Source organism: Corynebacterium sp. HMSC036D03 (assembly GCF_001836185.1).
Taxonomy (GTDB): domain Bacteria; phylum Actinomycetota; class Actinomycetes; order Mycobacteriales; family Mycobacteriaceae; genus Corynebacterium; species Corynebacterium simulans.
The window spans coordinates 176,379-203,028 of sequence record NZ_KV827718.1; the positions used below are offsets into that span (position 1 = coordinate 176,379).

Below are 26,650 nucleotides of genomic sequence, written 5' to 3' on the forward strand. Positions count from 1 at the left end.
AAGATGTACGTCGTCGCCACCGCCGGCCACGTGGACCATGGAAAGTCCACGCTCGCGCGGACGCTTACAGGTATGGATCCGGATCGCTGGGAAGAGGAAAAGCGCCGCGGGCTCACCATCGACTTGGGTTTTGTGTGGACGCACCTGCCCTCGGGCGCCGATGTTGCCTTTGTTGATGTCCCAGGCCACGAGCGTTTCTTGGGAAATATGCTGGCCGGCCTGGGGCCTGCACCGGTGGTGCTTTTCGTCGTCGCCGCCGATGAAGGCTGGCAGGCTCAGTCCACCGATCACCGCGATGCCATCGCCGCGCTGGGAATTAGCCACGGCGTCGTGGCGCTGACCCGCTCCGACCGTGCGGATGATCAGCGTCGCCAGGAGGTGCGCGGGGAGGTAGGCAGGCAGCTCGCGGGCACCGCGCTTGCCGACGCCGCCATCATCGAGGTCTCCGCTAAGACCGGGGAGGGCATCGAGAAGCTGCGCGCTGAGCTCGACACCGTGCTGGCCGCCGCGCCTGCTCCAGATGCCGAGCAGCGCGTTCGCCTGTGGGTAGATCGCTCCTTCAGCGTGAAGGGCGCGGGCACCGTGGTCACCGGAACACTTGGGGCAGGCAGCATTGCCGTGGGCGATCGACTTGATCTGCTCAGCGGCGGGGAGCTGGTCCCAGTCGAGGTACGCGGCCTGCACAGTGAAAATACGGCGGTTGTCTCAGCCCAGCCAGTCACCCGCGTTGCGGTAAACCTGCGCGGCGTGGAGGCAGAGGCGATTAGCCGCGGCGATAGCCTGCTCAGCCCAAGCACATGGCGGGTCACGCAAGAATTCGACGTGCGCCGGGTCTCTGGCGAAAGCTTGGATGGCATTGCCCAGGAGCTCATCGCCCATACCGGCACGGCGGGCGTGGAAGCACGCGTGCGACCTCTCAGCGGCGACTTCGCGCGCATTCGACTCAGTGCCCCATTGGCTCTTCAGCTGGGGGATCGCTTTGTGCTGCGCGGGCCCGGCGCTCGCCACGTGTTGGCCGGCGTGGAAATTGTTGACCTCGTCCCGCCCGCGCTGCGCCGGCGGGGAGCCGCAGCCCGCCGCGCGGAAGAACTCGCGCAGCTGGAAGACAACCGCAATCCGGCACAGAGCCTGCGTCACCGCGGTTACGTGTTGCTCAGCGAGTTAGAACAGGATGGCTATGAGACCTCCGCGCCGCCTGCCGGGGTGATTGCCTTTAACAAGTGGTGGATAACCGCCCGCCAGGTGGGACAGTGGAAGCAGGCGCTCAATGATGCCGTACAGGAACACATGGCGGCTAAGCCGCTGTCTGTCGGCCTGCCGCGCGGTGCCGCCCGTGATGTATTGGGTGTCGAAGAAGATAGCCTGCTCAACCTAGCTGTTGCCGCGGCGAAGCTGGAGTCCGCCGAAGGCGTTATTCGGCTGCCCGGCGCTGCGGTTAACTTGGGCGAGGCAGAAGCGGGCGTTGCCGAGCTGGAGCGCCGGCTAAAGAGAGAGCCCTTCGCCGCGCCGGAGGCCGCGGACCTACGCGAGCTTGGTCTAGGAAATAAAGAGCTTGCCGCAGCTGAGCGCGCCGGGAGACTGCTGCGCCTAAAAGACGGCGTGGTGTTGCTGCCCGCGGCAGTCGCGGAGGCAAGAACCCGCCTGCAAGAAATCGAGCAGCCCTTTAGCACCTCGCAGGCGCGTCAGGCGCTTTGCACCACGCGCCGGGTTGCCATCCCGCTGCTAGAGCAACTGGATGCGAAGGGGATTACCCGGCGCCTCGATGGCAGCCTGCGCGAGCTTGCTTAGTCGTAGTAGGCGTAAACGCCGGTGGCCGGGATGGTCTCGCCGGCCTCGCCGAAGTTGGCGAATAGGGTGGAGCCAGCAAAGAAGAGGTTCTGGGTATCGAAGAGCGGCACGGCCTTCGGGTTCTTTTCCTCGACCTCCAAGGTCTCCAGGTTGAGCTTGTAGCGCTCGGTGGATTCCTCGGTCTTGCCGGTAGACAAGTAGAGCGACTGGCCGTCGGAGATGGCAGAAATACCCTTCTCCTTGTAATCCTCGGTCTCGAAAGGCTCAGTCATCTCCTCGTTGGAGACTTCCCCCATCTGCTCGCCGCTGGCCAGATCGATGACCTTGATGCCGGCATCCTTATCCAGCAGCGTTAGGTGATTGCGCACGATGGTGCCCGTCGGGCTGGAGACGTGGGCGGGTTCCCCGGGGTCGTCGAGTGGGAAGGCATCGCCAAGCATGCGCGGGCCCTGCTGCTTGTCGAAGACAAAGGTCGGGCGCGCTGCGTTGTCGGAGATTCCCACTAGGAAGTCGTTGTTGCGCAGCAAGGTATAGCCCTTGGCCTCGGGCGGCAGCTCGACGTTGTCGAAGCCCGGGGAACCCGCATCCACCAAGACGGTTTCCTCGCCGCTTAGGGCATCGACAGCAACGAGCTGATATCCGGCCTCGCTGTTGCGTTCGGCGATATAAACATAGGAATCCTGAATGCGGAATTCCTCTAGGCGGCGCTGCGAGGTATTCGCCGGCGGCTCTGGCTGATTGACGGTCTTTGAGGTGGCATCAGCAAGCGAGAGCGTGAAGATTTGTGGGGCTTTGTCCTCCGGCACATCGTTTAGGGAAAAGACCAGCTTTTCGCCCACCTGGGTGATGGCGAAATCACTCATCTTCTTCCCGGCAAATTCCTGCGGCAGCTCGAAAGGCTGGGTGACCAGGGGAGCGCCGTTACCGCCGTTGAAGATGTAGAGCATCGGGCCTGTGACTTCGTTCTTGTCCTGTTTAAACGGCACTGTCGCCACGGTGGCAAAGGCATTGGCGCCTTCGAATTTGATGGGTGCGCACATGCCATCCCAGGACTTCATGTCGGCATCGTCGAGGCCGTAGTCCACCTCGATTTCGTGGTCCTCCAAAGTCTTGGCATCGGCAACAGCTTGGAAGGTATCGCCTTTGAAATCCCGGCATTGCTCCATCGCTCCCGATGCGATGGATGCGCCGTGGGCGGTGGGCAGTCCGTACTTTTCGCTGCCGAGTCCTGCGGCGACCTCTGCTGGGACCATCTCCGACATCGGGCGGGCAATCGGCTCTTTCGGCTTTTTCTGGTGCAAGCCTTGGATGATGCGCGGGTTGGCGGACTCGCCCTCGCCGCAGGCAGCCAAAAAGAGGCTGCCAGCCAGCACGGTCGCGCCGATGCGCAGCAAGCGCCGGTTGTGGGAAAGCATTGTTAAGTCCTTTCGGTGGGAAAGCTGCAAGTCTACTTGCGGTGGTGCCCGCCCCGCTGCCGCGAGGCCGCACGTTCAGAGCGTCGTGCGCGCACACGCGCTGACTCCGAGGAGAAGCGACCCGGCGCCGCAGCGACGGGAAGCTGCCGCCATGCTAACGCTTGTTGGCCTGGGACGTGGTTGACGAGGCTTGCGAGCTCGCTACGCGGTGCAGGCTCTGACAGCGGTTCAGGTTTGTCCGCTGGTTCCGGTTTTACTACTGCTTCCGGGGCAGGCTGTGCCGCTAGAGTCACCAGGCGCGCGATTTTCTTGGCTCCGCGCGGCAGGCCGGCATGGAAGTCTGCGGCCTCGAGGCCGGTCTCCCAAGCCTGCGTGGCCACGGGCTCGACGGCAGGAGGGATGGCGGGCGCTTCGGGCGGCACGCGCAGGGCGGGGACGGCGGGGGAGAAGAACTCGGTGGCGCCCACCTCGGGCACGTCGACAGCGATGCGGCCGTCGGCGCAGTAAGCACGGGCAGCGATAGCGGCATCTTGTGCACTGCCACGTTCCAGGATCGCACCGAGGTGTGGCTGTTGTTGTGTGGTGCACACGCGGCCCAGGACGAAGCCTGGGGTAGCGGCGACAATATCGCCTTCAACCAGATGCAGCGAGACGAAGATCTGCTGGGTAATTAAGCGCGAAAGTTGAGATTCATTAAGCTGCCCGGTTGCGGTATCGATGAGGAGGCCGAGGCCGCCCTGCAACAGTACGGAGCCTGCGGGTTGCTCATTGACAGGCACCATCCACGGGGCAAGACCGAGGTTAACCGCGACGTCGATAGTCGCGTCCTCAGACACGAGCTCAACCGTAGCGTCAGTTGCGACTCTAAACCCTGAAGCACGCACTCGCTGCAGGGCAGGAAACTCCGCAGTTTCCGCGGCGTCGAGATAGCCTAAGATGCCAAACTCGCTGCGCACACGCCAGCCGCCGCTGAAAGCCTCGGGCTCGAGCGTGACCGCCAGCGCAAGCGGCCCCTTGTGCAAAAGCGGGAGGCTGAGCGCTACCGAGTGGACTACATGCTCGAGAACTGCGACGTGAGTGACGCCGAAGTAGCTTTTAGCTAGTGGGTACATGCTCACGTCCAACGAGGGCCTCCAAATCTTTAAAGGTTTATAGGCTTCTAGCCTACGCATTTAAAGCCTACGCACCACGGAGTGGGGGCTGGGGCGCGCTAATGTTCTAGAGTCTTAAGTTATGTATACAGCGTCTTCCTTGGCGGTGGCTTTCGGTCTTACGCTCTTGGCCGGCTTATCGACGTCCATCGGCGCTGGCATCGCCGTCAGTAAACGCCATGCTGGTCCGGCTTTCATGGCTGCCGCGTTAGGTCTTTCGGCTGGCGTCATGCTTTATGTCTCTTTCATGGAGATCCTGCCGACGGGCCTCGAGCAATTGACGGATGCCTTTGGCGGAAAGAAGGCAGGAACCTGGGCGGTGGTGCTCGCGTTTTTCGTCGGCATCGCGATAATTGCGGTTATTGACCGAATCGTTCCGGAAGAGATTAATCCGCACGAGCCTGCCACCACGGAAGAAGAAGCACGCCGCAAGCGGCTGATGAAGACGGGCGTGTTTACGGCCTGCGCCTTGGCCTTTCATAATTCTCCGGAAGGTTTTGCCACCTTCCTCGCCGGCTTGGAAGACCCACGTATCGCGATTCCGGTAGCCGTGGCGATTGCGATTCACAATATTCCGGAAGGCATCGCAGTCGCGGTGCCACTACGGGAAGCCACGGGCTCGAGAGCCAAAGCCTTCTGGTGGGCTACGGTTTCGGGGCTCGCTGAGCCAGTCGGGGCAGCGGTGGGCTTCGTTCTCCTGCTGCCGCTGATGGGGCCTGCCACGATGGGCTTTAGCTTTGCAGCCATCGCCGGCATCATGGTCTTCATCTCGCTTGATGAGCTTTTGCCCACCGCAGAGGAAACCGGTGAACACCACCACGCCATCTACGGGCTGATTGCCGGAATGGCAGTGATGGCGCTGTCGCTGCTTATGTTCCTGTAATCGTGTAGACGAGAAAACCTGGAGGGGTTCGCGACTACTTACCGAGAGCCTTCTTGAAGCCTGTGACGATGCCCAAGACGATGGCGCCCAGGACAAAGCCGAAGGCCATGGAACAGACGGTATCTACGGTCCAGGACAGCGCGCCGTTGGAGATGGGTTCGGTCAGGTGGTGGATAAAACCGTGCGGCTGGTTGATGCCGAACTCGTGCAGCCCCTTGATGACGATGTGGCCACCTACCCACAGCATTGCCGCCGTGCCGATGACGGAGATGATGTCCAGAACTACCGGCATGCCCTTGACCAAGGCGTTGCCGACGGCGGACTTGCCTTCGTTGCGCTCCAGCAGCTTAATGCCAAGGTCGTCCATCTTGATCAGCACGCCGACAGCGCCATAGACCGCCAAAGTGATAACGATGGCGACGATGAGCAGCGCGCCTAGGCGCATCCAGAAACTTTGGTCAATGACCTCGTTGAGCGAGATCACCATGATCTCAGCGGACAAGATAAGGTCTGTGGTAACGGCAGACTTGACCAACTTGTCTTCGGCGTCTGGATCCTTTGTGTCCGACTGTTCTTCTTTTTCTTCTTCTGCGCCATGCGCTGCGAAGTAGTGGAAGATCTTCTCTGCGCCTTCAAAGCACAAATAAGTACCGCCGCACATGAGAATGGGGGTCAGCGCCCACGGCGCAATCCAAGACAACAGCAGTGCGATCGGCAAGATGATGACGATCTTGTTGATGAGCGAGCCCTTGGTGATGCGCCAAATGATAGGCAGCTCGCGGGCTGGGCTAACGCCGGAGACGTACTGTGGGGTAACGGCGGCATCGTCAACCACGACGCCTGTCGCCTTTACCGAGGTCTTGCCAGCTAGGGCAGCGACGTCGTCGGCGCTGGAGGCTGCCGCGCGAGCGATTACCGCGACGTCGTCAAGCAGTGCAAAAAGTCCACCGGCCATGGGGAATAAGCATCCTTAATATGATAGGGACAAATAACCCTAAATATCTTACGCAACTACTCCGCAGGCGTCAGGGTGACAGAGTCTGCCCAAGAAAGTTCGATGCCGAGGGCGCGCAGCCAAGCCATGGAATCGTCGCCGTATCGGGTAATGCCTTCAACCGCGACGAGGGTACGGTCCATAGCGCGCTCTGCCTCTTCTGCCGAGATAAAACCCGCGGAGGTGGCTGCGGCCAACTCGTCGATGTCGAGAACGTCGATTGGCTCGCCCGTGTTCGAGACCAGATCGACGTAAAGGTCACGGGTAGTCCAGACTCCATCCTTGTTATCGATGTCAGCGATATCGAAGTAGAAGTCCTGGTGTGCCTCAACCCCTTCCCGGAAGTGGAAGATATTCGCGCGCAGGCCCAGTTCAGGCAGCAACCAAGATTCGAGGTAACCAAAGCGCGGATGATTGGCACCGCGGGCCATGTAAAGACCAAATTCGGTTTCTTTGTAGGTGTCTACCTCGCGCAAGAAACCTTTTGGATCGACGTTGATGTTTTCCGCTGTATTAAAGGTTTCTTGCTTGACAGGGTGCAGATCGACGCTCATTAATTGACCTCAAGGAAGGCGGCAGTTGGCGGGAATGCGCACGCGGAATCTTGGGTGTTGACGGAACCGGACAAGATGGCCACGACGGTGCCCTTGCCCGTGGTGGCGCGGCCTGAGACGGTGGTGGGGCCGTCGGCGTTGATGCCGTTGTTGAAAAGCGGGGTAACGCCGGACTGGAAGGTGTCCAGGTTGAACCACTGGACCTTCATGTTGCCCTGCTCCTTAGCTGCAGGGGAAGTGCCTAGTGCCGTGAAGAGGAAGACTGCCTCTCCTGGACCTGCACCCGGTGCTGGCATCTTGGTAGGGCCCGGGACGGCGATGGCAGAACCCATGGAATCGCCCTGGCCCCCGATGCATTTTGCGGAGACGGTAGGCCAGTAGAACTGGCGGAATGCTGGGCTTTGGCCCTCAGGCAATTTCACGCCTGGATCACCTCCCTGGCCCATGCTGAAAGCAAGTCCGGAGAGGATGGCGCTGCGAATGTCGTTGGGAATCCATAGCTGTGCGGCGAATTCGCGGATACGATTCTGGGTTGCCTCATTGGGACGTCCCAGCGAATCCAGCGGGGAGTGCGACATTGCCTGTGCTTCCAGGGCGGCCAGGTCCGGGGCGTCTGCCTGGGCCGGTGCGATAAGGGGAGTAGCTAGACCGATGAGCGCCGCGGTAGCGGCAGCAATCATGCCGGAGCTCGCGCGGAGGCGGTGTCCGTTGTTGTGCTCGGAGCTAGGTGCGGTGCTCGAGGTGCTCACGATTATCAGATTCCTTGAATTGGGTGCAGGAGACGGAAATGGGTGCGAGATGCTTGACAATAACATTCGGCACATTGGTCACAATAGTATCTCTGGTAACAATATTCACCTTTTTCTTGCGGTCAAGTTTCTTACGGTCAAGCCAGTTTCTGAAGCGAAAGTGTGTCTCAACCCGTCTTTCGTCCGGGGTTATAGATTTGTTACAAAACGCTGGCTCCTGCGATTTCCCGCTTCAGAGGGGTGTTCCAATGCTGCAAATTGCAAAGTTGCAGAGTATATTTAGACCCCGTTCAAAATCTTGCGCTTAAGCGTTCCAACTTTGCTTTAAGGAGCACCCCACCAGTGACTAATACCGAGTTCCGTAACGTCGCCATCGTCGCCCACGTTGACCACGGTAAGACCACCCTCGTCAACGGCATGCTGGAGCAGTCCGGTGCCTTCGGTGACCACGGCGAGCACACGGACCGCGTCATGGACTCCAATGACCAGGAGCGCGAGCGCGGCATTACCATTCTGGCGAAGAATACCGCTATTCACCGCAAGGGCCTGGGCAAGGACGGCGGCGACCTTATCATCAACGTCATCGACACCCCGGGCCACGCCGACTTCGGTGGCGAGGTCGAGCGCGGTATCTCCATGGTTGACGGCGTCGTGCTGCTAGTCGACGCCTCCGAAGGCCCGCTGCCACAGACCCGCTTCGTTCTGACCAAGGCCCTGGAAGCCAAGCTGCCGGTCATCATCTGCGTTAACAAGACCGACCGCCCAGACGCTCGTATCGACGAGGTCGTCAACGAGTCCCACGACCTCCTGCTGGAAATCGCCTCCGGCCTAGAGGATGAGGAAGCAGCTGCTGCTGCAGAAACACTGTTGGATCTGCCGGTACTCTACGCTTCTGGCCGTGAGGGCAAGGCTTCCACCGAGAACCCAGGCGACGGCAACGTTCCTGCGGCTGAGGACCTGCAGGCGCTCTTCGACGTCATCTACGAGGTTCTGCCGGAGCCATCCGCTTCCGTCGACGGCCCGTTGCAGGCGCACGTGGCCAACCTTGACTCCTCTGACTTCCTCGGCCGTATCGCTTTGCTGCGTATCTACTCCGGTAAGATCAAGAAGGGCCAGCAGGTTGCCTGGATCTCCTGGGATGAGGACGGCAACGAGGTTGTCAAGAACGTTAAGGTTGCCGAGCTGCTGCGTACCGTCGGCTTCGAGCGCCAGCCAGAGACCGAGGCTATTGCCGGCGACATCGTCGCCATCTCCGGTATCCCAGAGATCATGATTGGCGATACTATCGCTGACGTTGAAAACCCGGTTGCTCTGCCGCAGATTCACGTTGATGAGCCGGCAATCTCTATGACCATCGGCGTTAACACCTCCCCAATGGCTGGCCAGGGCGGTGGCGACAAGCTGACCGCACGTATGGTCAAGGCTCGTTTGGACCAGGAGCTTATCGGTAATGTGTCCCTGAAGGTTCTGCCGACCGAGCGTCCTGACGCTTGGGAGGTACAGGGCCGCGGCGAGATGGCGCTGTCCGTTCTGATTGAGAACATGCGCCGTGAGGGCTTCGAGATGACCGTGGGTAAGCCACAGGTTGTTACCCAGGTTGTCGATGGCAAGACCATGGAGCCATACGAGATGCTCACCATCGATACTCCTTCCGAGTACCAGGGCGCCGTTACCCAGCTGCTGGCTACCCGCAAGGGCCAGATGCAGTCCATGGACGTCCGCGAGGGTGACTGGGTACGCATGATCTTCCGCGTTCCGGCGCGTGGCCTCATCGGCTTCCGCACCCAGTTCCTGACCGAGACCCGCGGTGCAGGTATCGCTAACTCCATCGCCGATGGCCTGGATAGCTGGGCAGGCGAGATCAAGTCCCGTCCGACTGGCTCCCTGGTTGCTGACCGCTCCGGCCAGATCACCGCATACGCACTGCAGCAGCTGGCTGACCGTGGCGAGTTCTTCGTCGAGCCAGGCATGGAGGCTTACGAGGGCATGGTCGTTGGTGCTAATAACCGTGATGAGGATATGGACATCAACATCACCAAGGAAAAGAAGCTGACCAACATGCGTTCTGCCACCGCAGACGCAACCGTCACCCTGGCAAAGGCGCGTACCCTTTCCCTGGACGAGGCGCTTGAGTTCTGTGGCAACGACGAGTGCGTCGAGGTTGCTCCGAACGTCATGCGAGTGCGTAAGGTCGAGCTTTCCGCTACCGACCGTAAGCGTGCAGCTTCCCGTGCGAAGCAGCTCAACAAGTAACGCTTAGGAGATTAAAGCGCGGCCGTTTTGGGGTCGCGCTTTTTCTTTTGCCAGAAAACCTGCATTCGAACCATCGAAGGGCGCCAAAAGGCGCCCAAAAGAGCCACTCGATGGTTCGAATGCAGGTTGCTTTCTCTCGTGCTAGCTTGAGCATCGAAACTGGATGATGCCAATGCAAGGGGGAGGGGCAAGCATGCAACCAGTATCGGGGCTTAGTCGATCGAAAATAGCTGCCCGCGTGCGCTCGGGGGAAATAACAAAAATTGCTCGCGGGATTTATGTGTGGGGTAAACCGAACCCGCGGGATGTCCTCACGTTGCTAACAGCCAAGCACGGATGTTGCGCAACGGGGAATACAGCAGCTCAATTGCTGAGTGAACAAGACCTTAGTTTTCCAGTCATCGTGGCAGGCCCACACAAGATGCGAAGCGGTGCACTGTTTACCTATAAACGCAGCCAAGTCAGAGACCACTTTGAATATGAAGGTCTTAAAGTACACAATCCGCTCGCGGCCGCGGCTTTTGCAGAGCGCACTCAAGCAGTAGAAATGCTCGAAGCGGTCTACCGAGGACGACGTAGCAGAACGCGGCTTGAAGAAGATAGAAGAAAGCTTGCTCGCCTAGACTCGAGAACGCAGGAAGCGTTGTCAGAAGCAGTCCTATTCACCGATTCTTCGGCGGAAATTAAGGTGGCCCGCGGATTACAAGATGCGGGAATGGACGTTGAGTGCAATTACTTCATCGGTGTTTATGCATGGGACATCGTATTAAAGGACAAGCGAATTGCCATCGAAATTAATGGTCGGAAATTTCACTCAGCACTGGATACCTGGATAAAGGATCACTGGAAGAACAATGACGCCGTGCTTCGCGGGTGGCGCACCTTGCGCTACACGGGGCATTGCGTGGCGCATCATCTCCCAGCCATCATCGAGCAAGTTCGTACTGCGGACCAACCGGATTTTGGCAGTGCTCCTCATCAGCAAACTGGTACGTGGCACCTGGCGGTCTTGCGGCTTCTCAATCCACATTTCTTCATGTATTAAAACAACCTGCATTCGAACCATCGAAGGGCGCCAAAAGGCACCCAAGAGAGCTACTCGATGGTTCGAATGCAGCTGGAGAGCGCCGTAAACACAGCGTCAGATTCCAAGCAATGCCGGCCCTCCGACTAAAGTGGTTTCAGATCTAGGTAGAAGGGCGGTATCAAAGTGCGAAAGCTTGGCGCGGCAGTGGTTGCCTCATCACTTTGCGTGCTCACCTCGTGCATGGCCAATCCGGGCCCGCCGCCCGTCGAGGACAAACCGGCTGCCGAGAGCACCCAGACCGAAACACCGACGCCCGAGAAGAAGGAAAAAGAGGACGGCGTCGAGCGCGAGACTGTCGCCATCGGCGTCGACCCGCTCCGCGGCGGACTCAATCCGCATCTGGTAGCCAACAACAGCGAGCTGGTCAGCCAGATTGCAGAGCTCGTCCTTCCTTCTGCTTTCCACGGCGAACACATGGATTCCGATGTGCTGGCCAGCGCGGAGGAGGTAGAGCCGCCGAAAGGTGTTGCCCAGCGCGTGGTGTACAAGATTGCCTCGCCGGCGCAATGGTCCGATGGCACTCCGATTAGCGGCAGTGACTTTCACTACCTGTGGACCCAAATGACCTCCAACCCCGGAGTGGTGGACCCAGCGGGCTACTTCGCCATCGAGGACATCAGCACGTCCTCGGCAGGGCGCGTTGTGGTGGTGGATTTCAAGCAGCGCGTGTCCGATTGGCACCGACTTTTCGCGCACCTTCTTCCTTCGCACCTGCTGCAGGACACCGAGTTTACGGCAGCTCTTGCCGACGGCATCCCCGCATCCGCTGGGCGCTATGCCGTCGAGGCCGTCGATCGAGGCAGGGGAGTTATTACCCTGAATCGCAACGACCGCTTCTGGGGCGCGGGGCCTGCGCTTGTCGACGTCGTCCAGCTGCGTACCGTCCGCGATACCAGTCAGGCGGTCAACATGTTGCGCTCGGGCCAGGTGGGATTCGTGGACTTTACTCCGGAACAAACCTCGCTGGAGAGCCTCAGTTTGCTGAGCAACGTCAACGCCGGGACCGTGACCCGTAATCGCCAGCTGCGCCTGCACTTTTCCGCCCGGGAAGGCGCGTTGCCAGAGCAAAGCCAGCGTCGCGCTTTAGCCTCGCTCATCGAGACCGACCAGGTCGCTCGCCTGGCGGCGGGCCGTGCCTCGGAGTTGCGTCCGGGCCAAAACCCGGTCAACGAAGAAGTGGACCTGACGCCACTTCGCGAGCGCGCGGGCCGCAAGCCGCTGCGCATCGCAGCTGATCCCACGCATCCGGAGGCTGTGGCGGCTGCCAGCACCATCGTCGACGTCCTCGAAACACAAGCAATTAGTGCAGAGGTAGTCTCTGAGCGCACTCAAACCATTGCGGGCGAGATGCTGCCGGAGGCAGAGGTGGACGCCGTGGTGGCCTGGGAGAATGCAAACGTGTCTCCGGAGAGTCTGGCCAGCCTCTATATGTGTGAAAACGACGACGTACGCGCCAGCGATATCTCCGGCTTTTGCCCTGCGGAGGCAGAGGACATGCGCGGCGATATCTTGTCTGGACGCATCACTCCGGATGCGGCCTTGGAAAAGGTCCGCAAACTCAATTCCGATGAGGTGCTCTACGTACCTTTGATGGACGAGGTGCGTATCCATGCTTTGGGCAGGGGTATCCTTGGGCCCGGTCAACGCATCGAAGATTGGGATGCAGGGCTTATTACGGCACCGATGTGGAGGAAAGATGAAAAGTAATGATTTGCGCGGCTACCGCGTGGTGGCCGTACATGCTCACCCAGATGACGAGGTGCTTTTTACCGGCGGAACACTAGCTGACATGGCTGCAAGAGGCGCTGAGGTCACGGTCATCACGGCCACGCTCGGCGAGGAAGGCGAGGTCATTGGCACGCCTTATCAAGGCTTGTGCAATGCAGACCAGCTAGGCGGTTTTAGGGCACGTGAGCTTTCCGACGCCCTCGATATCTTGGGCGTCCACGGTATTCAACTCGGCGGCTTTGGCTTCTTCCGCGATTCCGGCATGGAGGGCTCACCGGCTCACGAGAATCCGCGTGCCTTGGTGCGCCGCATTGACGAGGCAGCAGATTTGTTGCGCGAGCACTTTGTGCAGCTTCGCCCGCATATCGTGCTGACATACGGGCCGGACGGCGGCTATGGCCACCCAGACCACATCGCCGTGCACCAGGCAGTCCACGCGGCCGCAGCACCAGACCAGCGCATCTGGTGGGCAATCTTCGAACGCGGCGCGCACTACAGCGCGCTTGAGACCATCGGCGCACCGGAGGGCTGGCGAAAGTCGGACCGGAGTTACCTCGACAATTTCACCAACGAGGGCGCTGACGTGGAATACCGGCTTGACGATGCCGCGCTAGCCGCCAAGCGTCACGCCATGGTCGCCCATGCCACGCAAATTTGGGTGGCTGACTCCACAGTGACTCAGACGAACCCGGTAGCGGCTGCGGCGGCCATTGGGGACCCAGCGGCGTCGCCAAGCGCATATGGCCTGTCCAATCTCCTTGTTATGCCGTTGCTGCGTGCCGAGCACTACCAGCTGGGGCGGGGCGAGCCTGCAGAAGCGCTTCTGGAGGGCCTGTGATTTTGAATGAATACTCACGCGGCGAGCAGATAACCGGCCTGGCCTGGCTGTGCCTAGGTGCGCTGACCTCCCTGGTTCTAGAAGTTGTCTACCTCACCGCCAGGTTGCCGCTGCCGGGTGGGACGAGCGTGGCTTTTCCCATCACGATCGTTCTAGCCTGGTGGTTTAATACAGTGCTCACGCGCACAGCAAGGCTCTGGAGTGATAATGCCTACATCGGGCTTGTTCCTTTGGCGGCTTGGCTGCTGGGATACTTCGCATTCGTGCTGGGTGTGGTCGTGACCGGCGATATATGGCTGGCCAATAATATTCTTTCGCTCCTGCTGTTAATCGCCGGAATCGGGGGCGGAATTTTCCCATTTTTTGTCCAAAAGTGACATACTGTTAGACATCCCAAAACCCGTGAAAACAGGAGTTTTAGCACCTCATGACTTACACTATCGCGCAGCCATGCGTCGATGTGATGGACCGCGCTTGCGTTGAAGAGTGCCCCGTCGATTGCATCTACGAAGGCAAGCGCTCCCTGTACATCCATCCTGACGAGTGCGTAGACTGCGGCGCTTGTGAGCCTGCTTGCCCAGTTGAGGCAATCTTCTACGAGGATGACGTTCCGGATGAGTGGATTGATTACAACGACGCTAACGCTGCGTTCTTTGATGATCTTGGCTCCCCGGGTGGTGCTGCAGCGCTTGGTCCACAGGACTTCGACGCTCCAATGATTGCGGCCCTGCCTCCGCAGAACCAGGATTAATTTCTGCTGCCCGGACCTCACGCATTTGGGTCCGGGCTTTAACTTTTCCCGCTGCCTACCTTGTAAATAAGGAGCTTGACCTAAGAATGGCTCGTCAACCGCTTGGAAATAGCCTGCCGGACTTTCCGTGGAACTCGCTTGCTGAGGCGAAGAAGAAGGCTCAGTCGCACCCAGATGGCATCGTGGATCTTTCCGTGGGCAACCCGGTCGATCCAGTAGCTCCGGGCGTGCAGCTGGCGATGGCTTCGACCGCGGAGGCTCCCGGCTATCCCACCACGGCGGGCACTGCGCAGCTGCAGGAAGCCATCCGCGGTAATGTTGCGCGCCGCACGGGCGCTCAACCTTCCTCCTTCGGCGTACTGCCGGTAATCGGCTTGAAGGAGTCTATCGCTTGGCTGCCGACGCTGCTGGGCATGCGCGGCCAGCGCGTCATCATCCCTTCCGTGGCTTATCCGACTTACGAGGTGGGCGCGCTGATTGCTGGCGCATACCCAGAGCGCGCGGACGATCCTCGCGACTTTGGCGATGCAGAGCTGGCCTTTATCAACTCGCCGTCGAACCCGACCGGCCGAGTAAAGACCGTGGAAGAGATGCGTGCCGTGGTGGCATGGGCGCGTGAGAACAACGTCATTGTGGCCTCTGACGAGTGCTACTTGGCGTTGGCATGGGACGACGAGAAGAAGCCGGTTTCCATCTTGGATCCGCGCGTGACTGACGGCGATAACACGGGGCTTATCGCGATGCACTCGTTGTCGAAGTCCCATAACCTGGCCTCTTATCGCACGGGCTTCTTTGCGGGTGACCAGGCGCTTATCGCGGAGCTTCTCGAGCTGCGCAAGCACGCAGGCCTTATCGTTCCAGGGCCGATTCAGGCTGCGATGGTTGAAGCGCTAAACGACGACGATTCTGAGACGCTGCAGGTGCGCCGCTATGCCGCCCGCCGCGCTAAGCTCCTGCGCGCACTAACTGGCGCCGGCTTTCGCATCGAGCACTCTGAGGCCAGCATGTACCTGTGGGCGACCCGCGATGAGCAGTGCCGCATTACCGTAGATTGGCTGGCCGAGCGCGGAATCTTGGTTGCCCCGGGTGACTTTTATGGCCCATCGGGTGATAAGTTCGTGCGCATCGGCTTGAACGGCACTGATGAGCGTATCGATGCCGCTGTGGCCCGCCTTGCTGCTGACAACTAGCCCGTGACCTATCGCCCGCCAGCCCGCGAGGGGATTTCTCCGCGCAAAGTAGTCCTGCAGGCAGTCGTGCCCGCGGACACCGAGTACTTCGCGGCCGCGGCGGGCGATTCGCCGTTTTCACCGGGGCAGCTTCTGCCTGCGGGAATGGCGCTTTCACGTCCGGTCCCTGCCTGGTATCACCCTGATGTGCCCGAAGAGAAGCCGATTCCCTTCGATTACACGGTGCTTTATGAAGACCGCGACCTCATCGTCGTGGACAAGCCACACTTTTTACCCACGACCAGCAATGGGCGATTGGTGCGCGAGACCCTACAGACACGCCTGCGCGTGGATTTCGGTGAAGATGACATTGTGCCGCTGCACCGCCTCGACCGCCTGACTGCCGGGGTAGTGGTGTGCTCACGCAACCCTCGCACACGCGGGAGGTATCAGAGGCTTTTTGCTGAGCGCAAAGTAACCAAGACCTACCATGCGCGCCTTTCTGCCTGCCTGGAATACTCCGGAACGGTTGAGCTTTCCATGCACAAGGTCAAAGGTAGCCGCCAAGTCTCGCTCGGCGGTACGCCCACGTTGACCCAAGTGGAGGCACACGGCTATACGGCCTCGCTCATTCCGCACACGGGGCATACCCACCAGCTGCGGGTGGTCTGTAACTACTTAGGCGCTCCCATCCAAGGCGACGACACCTACCCGGTAGACCGCGGACTCGACCTCTACGACTTTTCCTCGCCTCTCCAACTCGTGGCGCACCGCCTAGAGTTTGCAGATCCGTTATCCGGCACACGCCGCGAATTTTCCACTTTGCGGCAATTGGGCGGTAACCTGATTTAGTTATCGATTAACCGGAAAGAGGAACGCGTGAGCTCATCAGTTGCCGCTGGGCGTTTTGCGTCCAATATGGGCCAATTTATCAAGTTTGGCATGGTCGGCGGATCGGGCACGGTGGTCAACCTGGCGGTGTCATACATCGCAGTCAAAATTGCACTAGCCACCAGTGGCATTACGCCCGATGACCCCTTTGTGAATCTTTTCGGTTCCGCGTTCCATGTTCGTTGGTACCATGTGTTTCAGACCATCGCTTTCCTCGTAGCGAATACCTGGAACTACCAGCTCAATCGCATGTGGACTTTCAAATCGGTGGAAAAGGTCTCCTGGCTTCGGGGCTACGTTGCGTTTCTTGTTGCGGGACTGGGGGCGTATGTCGTCAGCCTTTTGCTTTTGACCTTGTTTATGAACCCGAATTCGCCGGTTGGTCTACCCACGGATATTTTCGATAATTCCACTGGATTACGCACCAAGTTTTACTGGGCTACTGCGGGATCCATCCTGCTTGCGATGCCGATTAACTTCATCATTAATAAGCTGTGGACCTTCCGCTCTAGCCCGAAGGCCCCAGTCTTGGTCGAGCACACCGAGCCGGCTTAAGCTGGCTGGCCCAGGTTGGGCTCTCTCGACGGCCGCTGAAAACGAGCTGTTTGGTCCTTTCCCCCGGCAAAGGGCGCCGAGCAAAAGGACCAAAAGAGGAGTGTCACACGAGGGGACTAGGAAGCCAGATGGTGAGGAACCTCTTGATTAGCCCTCTAGCTGGCTGTCTAAGCGCTGCTGGTCGCGGCCATTTTGCCACTTTAGGAAAATGGGACCGAGGATGAGTACCGCAGCTATACCTGTGAATGCGCCGATTACGAGACCGTTGTCGAAATCGCTGTCGATGCTGAGTTTCATAGCGAGTCCAGCGAAAAGCGCAATGGTGGGGACCAGCATCAAGATTATGCCTGTCCAAGAACGCATCTTGTTCGGACGCGGAACACGCTTTTTCATCCAATGCGCCGAGACAAATTCTGCAATCGCGAGCGCGACGATGGGCGAGAGGCTCCACAAGGAAAGTCGGCCCGGCAGGACCCACGCTAATAGCGCGGACACGCAGTAGACGGTAAACAAGGCAGTGGTGTAGCCAATGGCATAGGTCTTGAAGTAGGTTTCCTCTTCGAACTCATCGAGCGAGTAGCTTGCAATCTCTTTGAAGGTCAGGTTGGCAAAGAAGCCATCGTTGTTATTAGCCATTATCGTTCACGCTTTCTGGGTTGTTGTTGAAGACTTCTTCCACGGACTTGCCGAGCACCTTGCAGATGTCTAGTGCCAAGTACACGGAAGGCGAGTAGTTACCTTTTTCGATGTTCGCGATGGTCTGCCGGGAAACGCCTACCTCAGCGGCGAGGTCTGCCTGGGTCATTTCCAGCCATCGACGCCACTTGCGAACCATATTGGAGTGTTCGGGCATGATGTAAAGCTTTCAAGTTTCTATGTCGTGCTTACATCCCTAAATGTAAAGGCTCATTGTCATCATGTCAAGAGTGGTGCCGCAAAACGTCAAATCCCCGGGTCAGCGTTTGGAAGGAAACAGCTGGCCCGGGGATTATTCGAGGCGAATTGCTAGGGCTTGGCGACGTCCGGCAGCGGCAGCGTCGAAGTAGGCGAAATGCCGCGCGCCTTGGCGTTGAGTACGCCCGCAAACGCAAGGACGACGAACATCGCACCGGCGGACAGTAGCTGGACGCGAGCGGAGGCGTCAGTCAGCATGAGTACCGCAATCGCTGCGAAGACGGCCAATGCAAACCACGTCAGGTACGGGAAAGCCCACATGCGGATGGGCAGCGGGTGAATGGCCTCAAGCTGGCGGCGCAGGCGCAGCTGGCTGACCGCGATGAAGACCCACACGATGAGCAGGGAGGCGCCCGCCGCATTGAGCATGAAGGACAACAACCAGCCGGTGTCGGCATAGTTGAGCACGACCATGATGACCGAGAGAATGACCGAAAGCGCAATCGCGTGCGTCGGAACACCCTGTGCATTGGTCTTCGTGAAGATCTTCGGTGCTTCGTGGCGAGAGGCCAGCGAGTGCATCATGCGGGAGGAAGCGTAGATCTGAGCATTGAATGCGGAAAGCAGTGCCAACACGATGATGACTTCCATGAATCCCGCAGCGCCCTTAATTCCTGCATGGTCGAGAACCTGAGTGAATGGCGATTGCGCCGCGGTATCAGCGTTACCCAGCGAGGAGTAGGGAAGCAGAAAGGTAATTACCAAAACGGAGCCCAAGTAGAACACCGAGATGCGCAGGATGGTCGTGCGAACGGCGTTGACCAAGGACTTTTCCGGATCTTCAGACTCAGCCGCCGCGATGGCGACGACCTCAATGCCGCCGAAAGCGAATGCCACGGCGAGCAGGCCAGCGGCGACGCCGCCCAAGCCATTCGGCATGAAGCCGTCATCCAAAAAGACCTTGGTGCCAATTGCTTCATGCCCAGGCAGAAGACCAAAAATAAGCAGGAAGCCGACAATCAAAAAGGCCACGATGACGAGGACCTTGATGGCGGCGAACCAGTACTCAAACTCGCCGAAGAGTCGAACGCGCAGCAGGTTCACGATTCCAAAGAACGCCACGCAAATAGCCGCGGGAATCCATGGGGAAACACCGAACCAAGAACCGATGAAGCCGGCGGCGCCGGTGATCTCAGCGCCCAGCACGGCCACGGTGGCTAGCCAATAAATCCAGCCTTGTGTAAAGCCTGCCCAGCGGCCGATGCCGTGTTCGGCATATTCGGAAAAGGAGCCGGAGGCGGGGATGACGGTACCCATCTCGCCGAGCATTTGCATTACCAAGATGGCTAATAAGCCTGCGATGCAATAGGCGAGGAGGACGGCAGGGCCTGCAGCCGAGATGCCGACGCCGGTTCCGAGGAAGAGACCGGCGCCGATGGTGGAGCCCAGGCCCATCATGGTCAGATGGCGGACCTTGAGGCCTTTGCCAAGATTTTGCGTGGATTTATTGCTATCGGTCACCCGAATAGTTTAAGCCATGACTAAATCCACGAGTCGGCGGGCTTAGTTCTTGTGCAGATCCTCGTTGAGAGCGATTGCATCAGACTTCCATTCGGTGGCCTCAACGGCGCCGGAAACGGAGTTGCGGCGCAGCAGGAAGCCCGATGCGCCGGAGAGCTGGGAGCCCTTGACGGTGGAGCCTTCCTCCACGCCCAGTGCCTCGGCAACCTTTCCGAAGACGCTTACCTTCGTGCCGGCGGTGACGTAGAGGCCGGCTTCGACAACTGCGTCGTTGCCAAGCGATATGCCGATACCGGAGTTAGCGCCGAGCAGGCAGCGCTCACCGATGGAGATGACTTCCTTGCCGCCACCGGAAAGCGTGCCCATGATGGAGGCGCCGCCGCCGATATCGGAGCCGTCACCGACAACAACTCCTGCAGAGATGCGGCCTTCGACCATGGAGGCGCCCAGGGTGCCAGCATTGAAGTTGACGAAGCCTTCGTGCATGACGGTGGTGCCCTCAGCCAGGTGAGCGCCCAAGCGGACGCGGTCAGCATCGCCGATGCGCACGCCGGTTGGCACAACGTAGTCCACCATGCGCGGGAACTTGTCTACGGAGTAGACGGTGACCGGGCCGCGGGAGGACAGGCGGCCGCGGATCATCTGGAAGTCAGCCACAGCGCATGGGCCGTAGTTGGTCCACACAACGTTGGCCAGAAGTCCGAAGATGCCGTCCATGTTCAGACCGTGCGGCTTGACGGCACGGTGCGAGAGCAGGTGTAGGCGCAGGTATGCGTCATATGCGTCCAGCGGCGCATCATCCAAGTCCTTAATGGCGGTCTCAACCGCCACGCGGGCGACGCCGCGCTCCTCATCCGGGCCCGCCAAGGCGGCGAACTGCTGAGGGGTCTCTTCCAAGCGAGTGGTGCCGGACTCGGTTACCGGGGCGTCATCGCCGATATGAACGGCGGGGAACCACACGTCGAGAACGGTCCCATCGTGGGTAAGGGTGGCAAGGCCGCGTGCGGATGCAGAAGTCATAGCTTTAGGAAAAACCTTCACAAATGCGGGGTAGAGCCTAGCGAAAACTAGGCCATTTCTTTCACCGCTAGAGCATACACAGCTACTTCGACACCGTGTTTACTTGGCGAGGTTTTGTGAGGCGGGACGCAACGATGAGCACGACGGTCAGCGCACTCACTGCAAGGACCTGGTTGCGTGCGGATGGGTCGAAGAGCATGAGAACAACCAATGCGGCAATCGCCAGCAGGGTGGCCCATGGCAGAACCGGGTAGGCGATGACCTCGACGGCGGAAAGCTCACCGTTCTTCTTCATGATTGGGTGCAGCTTCAAGTAGGACAAAACCACGAAGGTCCAGATCACTAGCAGGCAGCCGCCGACTGCATTGAAGAGGAAGGACAGAAGTCCTGGCGGATTCCAGAACTGCAGCAGCACGGAGCCGAATGCGAAAAGCATGGACAAGATGACGGCGAAGACTGGGGAGCCCGATGGGTTCTGCTTTTTAAAGATAGCCGGTGCCGAGCCGTCCTTAGCCATGTCGAAAATTACGCGGGAGGTGGAGTAGATCTGCGCGTTGAATGCAGAAAGCAGGGCCAAAGCGATGATGACTTCCATAAAGCCCGCGGCGAATGGGATTTGCGCGGCCTCTAGCACCAGGGTGAATGGGGAATCGGCGGCTGCATCGGCATCTTGGATGTATTTAAATGGCAAAACCATGGTGATGACCACGATGGCGCCAATGTAGAAGACCATGATGCGGAAGATAACCGCACGCACGGCGGTCGCGACGTTGCGTGCAGGATCCTCCGACTCGGCGGCGGCGATGGTTACCATCTCAATACCGCCGAAGGCGAATGCAACGGCGAGCAATCCGGAAGCAAAGCCCGGCATGCCATTCGGAAGGAAGTTCTCCGTGAAGTTGGTGGTTGCGAGGTCGCCGTTGAAGCCTGGCAGCACGCCAATCAGCATCAGTACGCCCACTGCCAGGAAGGCTAGGATGACGGCCACCTTGATGATGGCGAACCAGAATTCGAACTCGCCGAATCCACGAACGGCTGCAAAGTTGACCACCGCGAAGAAGGAGACTGCGATAAGGGCGGGAATCCACGCTGCGATGTTAAACCAGGAGGCGATGATTGCGGCAGCGCCCGTAATCTCGGCTCCCATCACCATCACTAGCATGAACCAAAACAACCAGCCCAGGGTAAAGCGTGCCCAATTGCCAAAAGCTTGGCCGGCATAGGTGGAAAAGGATCCTAGCGAGGGGCGGGCTGCTGCCATCTCGCCGAGCATCCACATGATGGCGCCGACCAAGAGGCCGGCGACTGCATAGGAAAGCAGAACCGAGGTACCGGACATTTGGATTCCCAGGCCAACGCCTAGAAAGAGGCCTGCGCCAACCGCAGACCCGAGCCCCATCATCGTGAGGTGGCGTGTCTTGAGCTGCTGTGAGGTTTCTGCCATATCGATGCACCTTTTGTGATTTAGAACAAAGTATTGAGAGGTATATTACACAATGCAGCCATCGTGCAAGGTCGCTACGATGGCGCTTTGTGACTTTAGATCTCTTTGCCTCCCCAATCGAATTGACCAAAGCGCTCGTAGACATCCCGAGCCCCTCTCATCATGAGGAGGAGATCGCTGATGCAATAGAGGCAGCCCTACGGGGCCTTGATAATGACAAGATCGAAGTGGTGCGATACGCAAACACCGTCTGCGCCCGCACCAATCGCGGGCTCGAATCCCGCGTGATTCTGGCTGGCCACATCGATACCGTCCCGCTGGCGGATAACGTTCCCCACCACATGGAAGGCGATGTCATGTGGGGCTGTGGCACCGTCGATATGAAGTCTGGCATGGCCGTGTACCTGCACGCTTTTGCTGCGCTTTACGACGCCCCCGACCTCGCCCATGACTTAACAGTCATTGCTTACGAGGGGGAGGAAGTCTCCTCGGAATTTAATGGGCTGGGACATCTGCAAAAAGATCACCCCGAGTGGCTGCACGGCGATCTAGCTCTTTTGGGAGAACCTTCCGGCGCCATGATCGAGGCCGGCTGCCAGGGCACCATCCGTCTCCGCATCACGGCGCACGGAACCCGCGCTCATTCCGCGCGTGCCTGGCTGGGGTCTAATGCTGCTCATAAACTGGCACCGATCATGGTCAATGTAGCTAACTACACTCCGCGCGAGGTCACCATTGATGGTTGTACCTATAAGGAAGGTCTCAACATCGTGCACCTGGAATCCGGAGTAGCAACCAACACCATTCCAGATGAGGCATGGATGTTTGTGAACTTCCGCTTCGCGCCAGACCGGAACTTGCGCGAGGCCATGACACATATGCGTGAGGTTATCGGAGAGCATGAAAACGTCACCATTGAGGTTGATGACGAATCTTCCGCAGCCCTTCCAGGCCTGGGCCAGCCCGCCGCTCGCGCGCTTGTCGACGCCGTCGGCGGTAACTTCCGTGCGAAATACGGCTGGACTGACGTTGCCCGTTTTTCCGAGATGGGCACTCCGGCCGTGAATTTTGGCCCGGGTGATCCAGGGTTTGCGCATAAGAAAGACGAGCAGGTTCCAATTGCGCAAATTACTTCCGTGTCCGATGCTTTGATTGAGTATTTAAGCGGCGCAAACGCCAAGGAGGCCTAACCAAAATGTCGCCAGAACGTAATCGCACCCTGCGCGGACCATTATTGCTGCGCACCGAGGGCGATCAGACCTCAACCTATGACCAGCGCTTGCTGGAATCCGGGGCCGACCACGAATGGCAGCACGCGGACCCGTGGCGGGTTCTGCGCATCCAGGGGGAATTCGTCTCAGGGTTTGATGCTTTGGCAAAGCTGCCGAAGGCTGTCACCGTCTTTGGCTCCGCACGTCTGGGAGAGGGCACGCCGGAATATGACTTGGGCGTTCGCGTGGGCAAAGCGCTAACCAATGCCCAGTACGCGGTCATCACCGGTGGCGGCCCAGGACTAATGGAGGCTGCGAATCGTGGTGCTTATGAGGAAAAAGGCCTTTCGGTAGGCCTTGGCATCGAGCTTCCGCATGAACAGGGACTTAACGAATACGTCGATCTGGGATTGAACTTCCGTTACTTCTTTGCCCGCAAGACGATGTTCTTGAAGTATTCCCAGGCTTTTATCTGTCTGCCCGGTGGCATGGGCACCATGGACGAGTTCTTTGAGGTGGCCTGCATGGTGCAAACCGGAAAGGTCACCAATTATCCAATCGTTCTGATGGGCACCGAGTACTGGTCCGGCCTCCTGGAGTGGATGAAGTCCACCATGGCAGCACGCGGTCTTATCGGCGCATCAGACATGGACTTGTTCCTGCTTACTGATGACGTCGACGAAGCGGTCGCACATATCGTGAACTCGCACAAGGTGATGAGCGATAAGCGGATTCGTGATGAGCGCTAATCCGCGTAGCGCCAAGTTGGCGCAGGTGATGGCAATTGTCAATCGCACGCCGGATTCGTTCTATGACAAGGGCGCAACCTTCGCCGAAGCTGAGGCCCTTCGCCGCTGTGCCGAGGTGATCGAGCAGGGTGCCAGCATCGTCGACATCGGTGGCGTGAAGGCAGGGCCTGGCGAAGCCGTGGACGCGCAGGAAGAGATCGAGCGCGTGGTTCCCACGATTGCCGCGGCGCACGAGCGCTACCCGGATGTCACCATCTCAGTAGATACATGGCGCGCAAGCGTTGCCGAAGCCGCCATCACAGCCGGGGCGACGCTCATCAATGACACATGGGCGGGCTGGGACCCTGAGCTCATCGAAGTCGCCGGAGAACATAAGGTCGGCTATGTCTGCTCGCATACGGGCGGCGTCACCCCACGCACGCGCCCACACCGCGTGCACTTTGACGACGTCGTAGCGGATGTCATCGCGGAGACGACTGCTCTGGCAGAAAAGGCGGCGAGCCTGGGGTGCCCGGAGGAGCTGGTCTTTATCGACCCAACCCACGACTTTGGCAAGAACACCTTTCACGGGCTGGAGTTGCTGCGCCGCATCGACGAGGTTGTTGCCACGGGCTGGCCGGTACTGATGGCGTTGTCTAACAAGGACTTCGTAGGCGAGACTTTGGACCGCGGCGTCGGCAAGCGCGTGGCAGGGACATTGGCCGCAACCGCGTGGTCGGCGGCGCATGGTGTGGCCGCTTTCCGCGTCCACGAGGTCGCGGAGACCCTCGACGTCATTCGTATGACCGCAGCTATCGAAGGCACGATGGCCCCGCTGAACACCACCCGTGGGCTCGCATGAGCGTTTCTGTCATCATCCCAGCGCTCAACGAGGAAGCAACCGTCGCGAACGTGGTACGAGCCTGTTTGGCAGATGACCCAATGGAGGTCATCGTTGTCGATGCTGACTCCACGGATCACACCGCGCAGCGCGCTGCCGCTGCCGGAGCAAAGGTATACAACTGGCGCGAAATCCTGCCGGAGATTGCGCCGCGGCCGGGCAAGGGTGAATCCCTCTGGCGCGGGGTCGCCGCAGCGCAAGGTGACATCGTGGTCTTCGTTGATGCCGACTTGGAGTCTGCGTGTCCAGGGATGGTCGCGCAGTTGGCTGCGCCGTTTGCGGATCCAGAGATCCAGATGGTCAAAGCTACTTATCGTCGTACCTTCAACGGTGCCCCAAGCGGCGGCGGGCGGGTCACGGAGTTGACCGCTAAGCCTTTGCTGCGCACCTTCTTCCCGGAGCTCGGAGATATCGCACAGCCCTTGGGTGGCGAATATGCGCTGCGCACGTCGCTGGCTCGGGCATTGCCATTTGTTGATGGCTACGGGGTGGAAGCCGGGCTGCTTATCGACGTCGCTAAGCGCTGCGGTGTTTCTTCCATCGCCGAAGTAGACCTTGGCGAGCGCATCCACCGCAACCGGCCGCTGCATGAGCTTGCGCCCATGGCTGAGGTGGTCGCGCGCACGATTTTGTCACGCGACGGAGTAATAGGTCCTGTTGCTCAACGTGAACCATCCGGCGGTAAGCTTTAGCCCATGCTGTCGTGGATTTTGCTTATCGTCGTTCTGCTCGCGTTGGTGGTTTTAGGGACATGGGCGTGGGGCTCGATTTTTGGGCGGGGGGAAGTGCTAGACGATCTTGATGAAAAACGCGATGTGTTGGCAAACAATCAGCGAGCGCTTCAAGATGGCAACTTTGATGACATCAAGTTCGACGTCGTTTCCCATGGATACCGCCAATCCCAGGTGGATGCCTTGCTGGCGGAGGTAGAAAAGCGCTACCGAAGCGAGGGCGAAACAGCTAGACCAATTTCGTAACCGCCCCTTGACTAGCAATAAAGGCGTAGAGTGGTTTGGGTAACCCAAAAATTTTACATCTCAAAGGAGCGGTACAGCTATGGCAGCTATGAAGCCACGCACGACAGGTGGGCCAATGGAAGCGGTTGAGGAGTCCCGCAAAATTGTCATGCGAATCCCCTCCGATGGTGGTGGCCGTATTGTTGTGGAGCTCACAAAAGAGGAGGCTGCGGAACTTGGTTCATTGCTGACCGAAGTTTCCAGCTAGTCTTTAAGGCATGCTTTCACACGTCATCGATGTTCTGGCCGACCCAAACGATGGCACCGCGCTAAGCGGCGCCGACGATTTTGCTCGTCTCGTCTCTGAGTCTGGGCACTCTTTTGATGTGGCCAAACAAGGCTATGTCACCCTTGCCCCCGGGGCAGGGCTAAAGCATAAGGGCGATTCCAGTGAGATGGTTTCCGCGCGTGAGACCTTCTTGTCTTTGGGCCACTTCGCCCCATTTGTGGAGGCTGTCACTGGCGCAGTGCAGGACGCACTTGATGCCAACGAGTTGCCTGAGACTGCCGAGCCTATGCTGCTTGAAGTCGGTGCCGGCACCGGCTATTACCTAGCACATACCTTGGATTCCATCGCTGAGGCCCGTGGCGTTGGTTTGGATATTTCCCCACATGCTGCCAAGCATCTGGCAAAGTGCCATCCGCGCGTTGGCGCCGTGGTGGCGGATGTGTGGGAGCGGTTGCCGCTGCAGGATGATTCCATCGATGCGGTATCGGTGGTCTTTGCCCCGCGCAACCCAGCGGAGTTCCAGCGCATCTTGCGTCCAGGCGGCGAGGTCATTGTCTTGACTCCGGACCTCGGCCATCTGGATGAACTGCGCGAGCCGCTGGGAATCTTGGGCGTGGAAGAAGGCAAGATCGAGCGCATGTACGAGCAGGCCGCCGGCTACCTGGAGCAGGCAGCAGATCCGGTTGATATCTCTTATCCGATGACCCTGGATCGCGCCTCTATTGCCGCGCAGGTTGGCATGAGCCCGTCTGCCCGCCACCTTGAAAAGGAAGAGCTTGCTGAGCGCATGGCAAAATTGCCAGAGACCATGCAGGTCACCGCTCATGCCCGCCTGGACCGTCTGCGCGCAGTCTAAATAGCGGTGGGCAAGGCCAAAGGT

General features: G+C 59.2%; 28 protein-coding genes. 18 read left to right on the forward strand and 10 right to left on the reverse strand.

All coding sequences use genetic code 11. The annotated features are described in order from the left end of the window. Positions 1-3 precede the first annotated feature (3 nt). Positions 4-1,788 (forward strand): selenocysteine-specific translation elongation factor, encoded by a 1,785-nt coding sequence (selB, locus tag HMPREF2692_RS02295; protein ID WP_070822603.1) that lies wholly within the window; start codon positions 4-6, stop codon positions 1,786-1,788. On the opposite strand, the gene HMPREF2692_RS02300 is transcribed toward selB, so the two are convergent. Together HMPREF2692_RS02300 and HMPREF2692_RS02305 are read right to left on the reverse strand one after the other, a co-directional pair. Continuing rightward, positions 1,785-3,203: a hypothetical protein gene (locus HMPREF2692_RS02300; protein ID WP_070732854.1), complete on the reverse strand. Its 1,419-nt coding sequence runs from the start codon at positions 3,201-3,203 to the stop codon at positions 1,785-1,787. The genes selB and HMPREF2692_RS02300 overlap by 4 nt on opposite strands. 32 nt (positions 3,204-3,235) lie before the next feature. Continuing rightward, entirely contained in the window at positions 3,236-4,315 is a 1,080-nt protein-coding gene (locus HMPREF2692_RS02305; RefSeq protein ID WP_246817816.1) for a hypothetical protein, read from the reverse strand. Positions 4,316-4,436: 121 nt separating this feature from the next. Between HMPREF2692_RS02305 and zupT the strand changes: the two genes are divergently transcribed. Continuing rightward, positions 4,437-5,237, forward strand: a complete 801-nt coding sequence (gene zupT, locus HMPREF2692_RS02310) for a zinc transporter ZupT (RefSeq protein WP_070822605.1) — start codon at positions 4,437-4,439, stop codon at positions 5,235-5,237. A gap of 34 nt (positions 5,238-5,271) precedes the next feature. Here the strand turns inward: zupT and HMPREF2692_RS02315 are convergent, their stop codons facing one another. From HMPREF2692_RS02315 to HMPREF2692_RS02325, 3 genes are read right to left on the reverse strand one after another with little or no spacing between them, the layout of a single operon-like run. Continuing rightward, complete coding sequence (locus HMPREF2692_RS02315) at positions 5,272-6,192, reverse strand: DUF808 domain-containing protein (RefSeq protein ID WP_070732858.1); 921 nt, start codon at positions 6,190-6,192, stop codon at positions 5,272-5,274. 56 nt (positions 6,193-6,248) lie between these two features. After that, complete coding sequence (locus tag HMPREF2692_RS02320) at positions 6,249-6,785, reverse strand: ribonuclease FAU-1 family protein (RefSeq protein ID WP_061921722.1); 537 nt, start codon at positions 6,783-6,785, stop codon at positions 6,249-6,251. Beyond that, complete coding sequence (locus HMPREF2692_RS02325) at positions 6,785-7,465, reverse strand: Rv1157c family protein (protein WP_070433469.1); 681 nt, start codon at positions 7,463-7,465, stop codon at positions 6,785-6,787. The genes HMPREF2692_RS02320 and HMPREF2692_RS02325 overlap by 1 nt, the downstream gene beginning before the upstream one ends. Before the next feature lie 411 nt (positions 7,466-7,876). Between HMPREF2692_RS02325 and typA the strand changes: the two genes are divergently transcribed. From typA to HMPREF2692_RS02370, 9 genes are all read left to right on the forward strand, one after another. Next, the gene (typA, locus tag HMPREF2692_RS02330) at positions 7,877-9,787 is read left to right on the forward strand and encodes a translational GTPase TypA (RefSeq protein ID WP_070456224.1); all 1,911 of its coding nucleotides are present in this window, start codon (positions 7,877-7,879) and stop codon (positions 9,785-9,787) included. Between the two features lie 193 nt (positions 9,788-9,980). Then, positions 9,981-10,832, forward strand: a complete 852-nt coding sequence (locus HMPREF2692_RS02335) for a type IV toxin-antitoxin system AbiEi family antitoxin domain-containing protein (RefSeq protein ID WP_062035472.1) — start codon at positions 9,981-9,983, stop codon at positions 10,830-10,832. Positions 10,833-10,997: 165 nt separating this feature from the next. Further along, complete coding sequence (locus HMPREF2692_RS02340; protein ID WP_246815059.1) at positions 10,998-12,581, forward strand: ABC transporter family substrate-binding protein; 1,584 nt, start codon at positions 10,998-11,000, stop codon at positions 12,579-12,581. Further along, positions 12,571-13,440 carry a PIG-L family deacetylase gene (locus HMPREF2692_RS02345; RefSeq protein ID WP_070822607.1) on the forward strand — a complete coding sequence of 290 codons (870 nt, stop codon included), beginning with the start codon at positions 12,571-12,573 and terminating at the stop codon, positions 13,438-13,440. Before HMPREF2692_RS02340 ends, HMPREF2692_RS02345 begins: the two co-directional genes overlap by 11 nt. After that, complete coding sequence (locus HMPREF2692_RS02350) at positions 13,437-13,817, forward strand: hypothetical protein (protein WP_070433452.1); 381 nt, start codon at positions 13,437-13,439, stop codon at positions 13,815-13,817. The genes HMPREF2692_RS02345 and HMPREF2692_RS02350 overlap by 4 nt, the downstream gene beginning before the upstream one ends. A gap of 50 nt (positions 13,818-13,867) precedes the next feature. Further along, on the forward strand, positions 13,868-14,191 hold the full coding sequence (fdxA, locus tag HMPREF2692_RS02355) for a ferredoxin (protein WP_005531876.1): 324 nt from the start codon (positions 13,868-13,870) through the stop codon (positions 14,189-14,191). Positions 14,192-14,277: 86 nt separating this feature from the next. Continuing rightward, positions 14,278-15,381, forward strand: coding sequence for a succinyldiaminopimelate transaminase (gene dapC / locus HMPREF2692_RS02360; RefSeq protein WP_070822609.1), 1,104 nt, complete (start codon positions 14,278-14,280; stop codon positions 15,379-15,381). Between the two features lie 3 nt (positions 15,382-15,384). Then, the gene (locus HMPREF2692_RS02365; RefSeq protein WP_062035461.1) at positions 15,385-16,212 is read left to right on the forward strand and encodes a pseudouridine synthase; all 828 of its coding nucleotides are present in this window, start codon (positions 15,385-15,387) and stop codon (positions 16,210-16,212) included. A gap of 66 nt (positions 16,213-16,278) precedes the next feature. Continuing rightward, positions 16,279-16,806, forward strand: a complete 528-nt coding sequence (locus HMPREF2692_RS02370) for a GtrA family protein (RefSeq protein ID WP_062039037.1) — start codon at positions 16,279-16,281, stop codon at positions 16,804-16,806. Positions 16,807-16,953: 147 nt separating this feature from the next. Here HMPREF2692_RS02370 and HMPREF2692_RS02375 read toward each other — a convergent pair whose 3' ends face one another. The 5 genes from HMPREF2692_RS02375 to HMPREF2692_RS02395 form a co-directional block, all read right to left on the reverse strand. Beyond that, entirely contained in the window at positions 16,954-17,442 is a 489-nt protein-coding gene (locus HMPREF2692_RS02375) for a hypothetical protein (RefSeq protein ID WP_062035459.1), read from the reverse strand. Further along, positions 17,435-17,659: a helix-turn-helix transcriptional regulator gene (locus HMPREF2692_RS02380; RefSeq protein WP_062035457.1), complete on the reverse strand. Its 225-nt coding sequence runs from the start codon at positions 17,657-17,659 to the stop codon at positions 17,435-17,437. Before HMPREF2692_RS02380 ends, HMPREF2692_RS02375 begins: the two co-directional genes overlap by 8 nt. Before the next feature lie 152 nt (positions 17,660-17,811). Then, complete coding sequence (locus HMPREF2692_RS02385) at positions 17,812-19,158, reverse strand: amino acid permease (RefSeq protein ID WP_246815625.1); 1,347 nt, start codon at positions 19,156-19,158, stop codon at positions 17,812-17,814. A 105-nt stretch (positions 19,159-19,263) separates the two neighbouring features. Then, positions 19,264-20,241, reverse strand: coding sequence for a 2,3,4,5-tetrahydropyridine-2,6-dicarboxylate N-succinyltransferase (gene dapD / locus HMPREF2692_RS02390; RefSeq protein WP_062035452.1), 978 nt, complete (start codon positions 20,239-20,241; stop codon positions 19,264-19,266). Between the two features lie 82 nt (positions 20,242-20,323). Beyond that, the gene (locus HMPREF2692_RS02395; protein WP_062035450.1) at positions 20,324-21,685 is read right to left on the reverse strand and encodes an amino acid permease; all 1,362 of its coding nucleotides are present in this window, start codon (positions 21,683-21,685) and stop codon (positions 20,324-20,326) included. Between the two features lie 89 nt (positions 21,686-21,774). On the opposite strand from HMPREF2692_RS02395, the gene dapE reads away from it, so the two are divergent. From dapE to HMPREF2692_RS02430, 7 genes are all read left to right on the forward strand, one after another. Then, positions 21,775-22,875 (forward strand): succinyl-diaminopimelate desuccinylase, encoded by a 1,101-nt coding sequence (gene dapE, locus HMPREF2692_RS02400; protein WP_070822611.1) that lies wholly within the window; start codon positions 21,775-21,777, stop codon positions 22,873-22,875. Positions 22,876-22,880: 5 nt separating this feature from the next. Beyond that, positions 22,881-23,645, forward strand: a complete 765-nt coding sequence (locus HMPREF2692_RS02405) for an LOG family protein (RefSeq protein WP_061921769.1) — start codon at positions 22,881-22,883, stop codon at positions 23,643-23,645. Then, entirely contained in the window at positions 23,635-24,486 is an 852-nt protein-coding gene (gene folP / locus HMPREF2692_RS02410) for a dihydropteroate synthase (RefSeq protein ID WP_062035444.1), read from the forward strand. The genes HMPREF2692_RS02405 and folP overlap by 11 nt, the downstream gene beginning before the upstream one ends. Next, positions 24,483-25,217, forward strand: coding sequence for a glucosyl-3-phosphoglycerate synthase (locus HMPREF2692_RS02415; RefSeq protein WP_062035442.1), 735 nt, complete (start codon positions 24,483-24,485; stop codon positions 25,215-25,217). Before folP ends, HMPREF2692_RS02415 begins: the two co-directional genes overlap by 4 nt. Before the next feature lie 3 nt (positions 25,218-25,220). Next, a complete protein-coding gene (locus tag HMPREF2692_RS02420; protein ID WP_062035440.1) occupies positions 25,221-25,502 on the forward strand; it encodes a hypothetical protein in 282 nt (93 codons plus the stop codon). A 79-nt stretch (positions 25,503-25,581) separates the two neighbouring features. After that, positions 25,582-25,749, forward strand: coding sequence for a DUF3117 domain-containing protein (locus HMPREF2692_RS02425; RefSeq protein WP_005531903.1), 168 nt, complete (start codon positions 25,582-25,584; stop codon positions 25,747-25,749). 10 nt (positions 25,750-25,759) lie between these two features. Continuing rightward, a complete protein-coding gene (locus HMPREF2692_RS02430; RefSeq protein ID WP_062035438.1) occupies positions 25,760-26,626 on the forward strand; it encodes a methyltransferase domain-containing protein in 867 nt (288 codons plus the stop codon). Positions 26,627-26,650: the final 24 nt, after the last annotated feature.

What these genes read in the sequence shown, in the direction of transcription:
- selB (WP_070822603.1), top strand. Translation starts at nt 4, where the DNA reads ATGTACGTCGTCGCCACCGCCGGCCACGTGGACCATGGAAAGTCCACG.
- HMPREF2692_RS02300 (WP_070732854.1), bottom strand. Translation starts at nt 3,203, where the DNA reads ATGCTTTCCCACAACCGGCGCTTGCTGCGCATCGGCGCGACCGTGCTG.
- HMPREF2692_RS02305 (WP_246817816.1), bottom strand. Translation starts at nt 4,315, where the DNA reads ATGTACCCACTAGCTAAAAGCTACTTCGGCGTCACTCACGTCGCAGTT.
- zupT (WP_070822605.1), top strand. Translation starts at nt 4,437, where the DNA reads ATGTATACAGCGTCTTCCTTGGCGGTGGCTTTCGGTCTTACGCTCTTG.
- HMPREF2692_RS02315 (WP_070732858.1), bottom strand. Translation starts at nt 6,192, where the DNA reads ATGGCCGGTGGACTTTTTGCACTGCTTGACGACGTCGCGGTAATCGCT.
- HMPREF2692_RS02320 (WP_061921722.1), bottom strand. Translation starts at nt 6,785, where the DNA reads ATGAGCGTCGATCTGCACCCTGTCAAGCAAGAAACCTTTAATACAGCG.
- HMPREF2692_RS02325 (WP_070433469.1), bottom strand. Translation starts at nt 7,465, where the DNA reads ATGATTGCTGCCGCTACCGCGGCGCTCATCGGTCTAGCTACTCCCCTT.
- HMPREF2692_RS02335 (WP_062035472.1), top strand. Translation starts at nt 9,981, where the DNA reads ATGCAACCAGTATCGGGGCTTAGTCGATCGAAAATAGCTGCCCGCGTG.
- HMPREF2692_RS02345 (WP_070822607.1), top strand. Translation starts at nt 12,571, where the DNA reads ATGAAAAGTAATGATTTGCGCGGCTACCGCGTGGTGGCCGTACATGCT.
- fdxA (WP_005531876.1), top strand. Translation starts at nt 13,868, where the DNA reads ATGACTTACACTATCGCGCAGCCATGCGTCGATGTGATGGACCGCGCT.
- dapC (WP_070822609.1), top strand. Translation starts at nt 14,278, where the DNA reads ATGGCTCGTCAACCGCTTGGAAATAGCCTGCCGGACTTTCCGTGGAAC.
- HMPREF2692_RS02370 (WP_062039037.1), top strand. Translation starts at nt 16,279, where the DNA reads ATGGGCCAATTTATCAAGTTTGGCATGGTCGGCGGATCGGGCACGGTG.
- HMPREF2692_RS02375 (WP_062035459.1), bottom strand. Translation starts at nt 17,442, where the DNA reads ATGGCTAATAACAACGATGGCTTCTTTGCCAACCTGACCTTCAAAGAG.
- HMPREF2692_RS02380 (WP_062035457.1), bottom strand. Translation starts at nt 17,659, where the DNA reads ATGCCCGAACACTCCAATATGGTTCGCAAGTGGCGTCGATGGCTGGAA.
- HMPREF2692_RS02385 (WP_246815625.1), bottom strand. Translation starts at nt 19,158, where the DNA reads ATGATGGGCCTGGGCTCCACCATCGGCGCCGGTCTCTTCCTCGGAACC.
- dapD (WP_062035452.1), bottom strand. Translation starts at nt 20,241, where the DNA reads ATGACTTCTGCATCCGCACGCGGCCTTGCCACCCTTACCCACGATGGG.
- HMPREF2692_RS02395 (WP_062035450.1), bottom strand. Translation starts at nt 21,685, where the DNA reads ATGGCAGAAACCTCACAGCAGCTCAAGACACGCCACCTCACGATGATG.
- HMPREF2692_RS02405 (WP_061921769.1), top strand. Translation starts at nt 22,881, where the DNA reads ATGTCGCCAGAACGTAATCGCACCCTGCGCGGACCATTATTGCTGCGC.
- folP (WP_062035444.1), top strand. Translation starts at nt 23,635, where the DNA reads ATGAGCGCTAATCCGCGTAGCGCCAAGTTGGCGCAGGTGATGGCAATT.
- HMPREF2692_RS02415 (WP_062035442.1), top strand. Translation starts at nt 24,483, where the DNA reads ATGAGCGTTTCTGTCATCATCCCAGCGCTCAACGAGGAAGCAACCGTC.
- HMPREF2692_RS02420 (WP_062035440.1), top strand. Translation starts at nt 25,221, where the DNA reads ATGCTGTCGTGGATTTTGCTTATCGTCGTTCTGCTCGCGTTGGTGGTT.
- HMPREF2692_RS02425 (WP_005531903.1), top strand. Translation starts at nt 25,582, where the DNA reads ATGGCAGCTATGAAGCCACGCACGACAGGTGGGCCAATGGAAGCGGTT.
- HMPREF2692_RS02430 (WP_062035438.1), top strand. Translation starts at nt 25,760, where the DNA reads ATGCTTTCACACGTCATCGATGTTCTGGCCGACCCAAACGATGGCACC.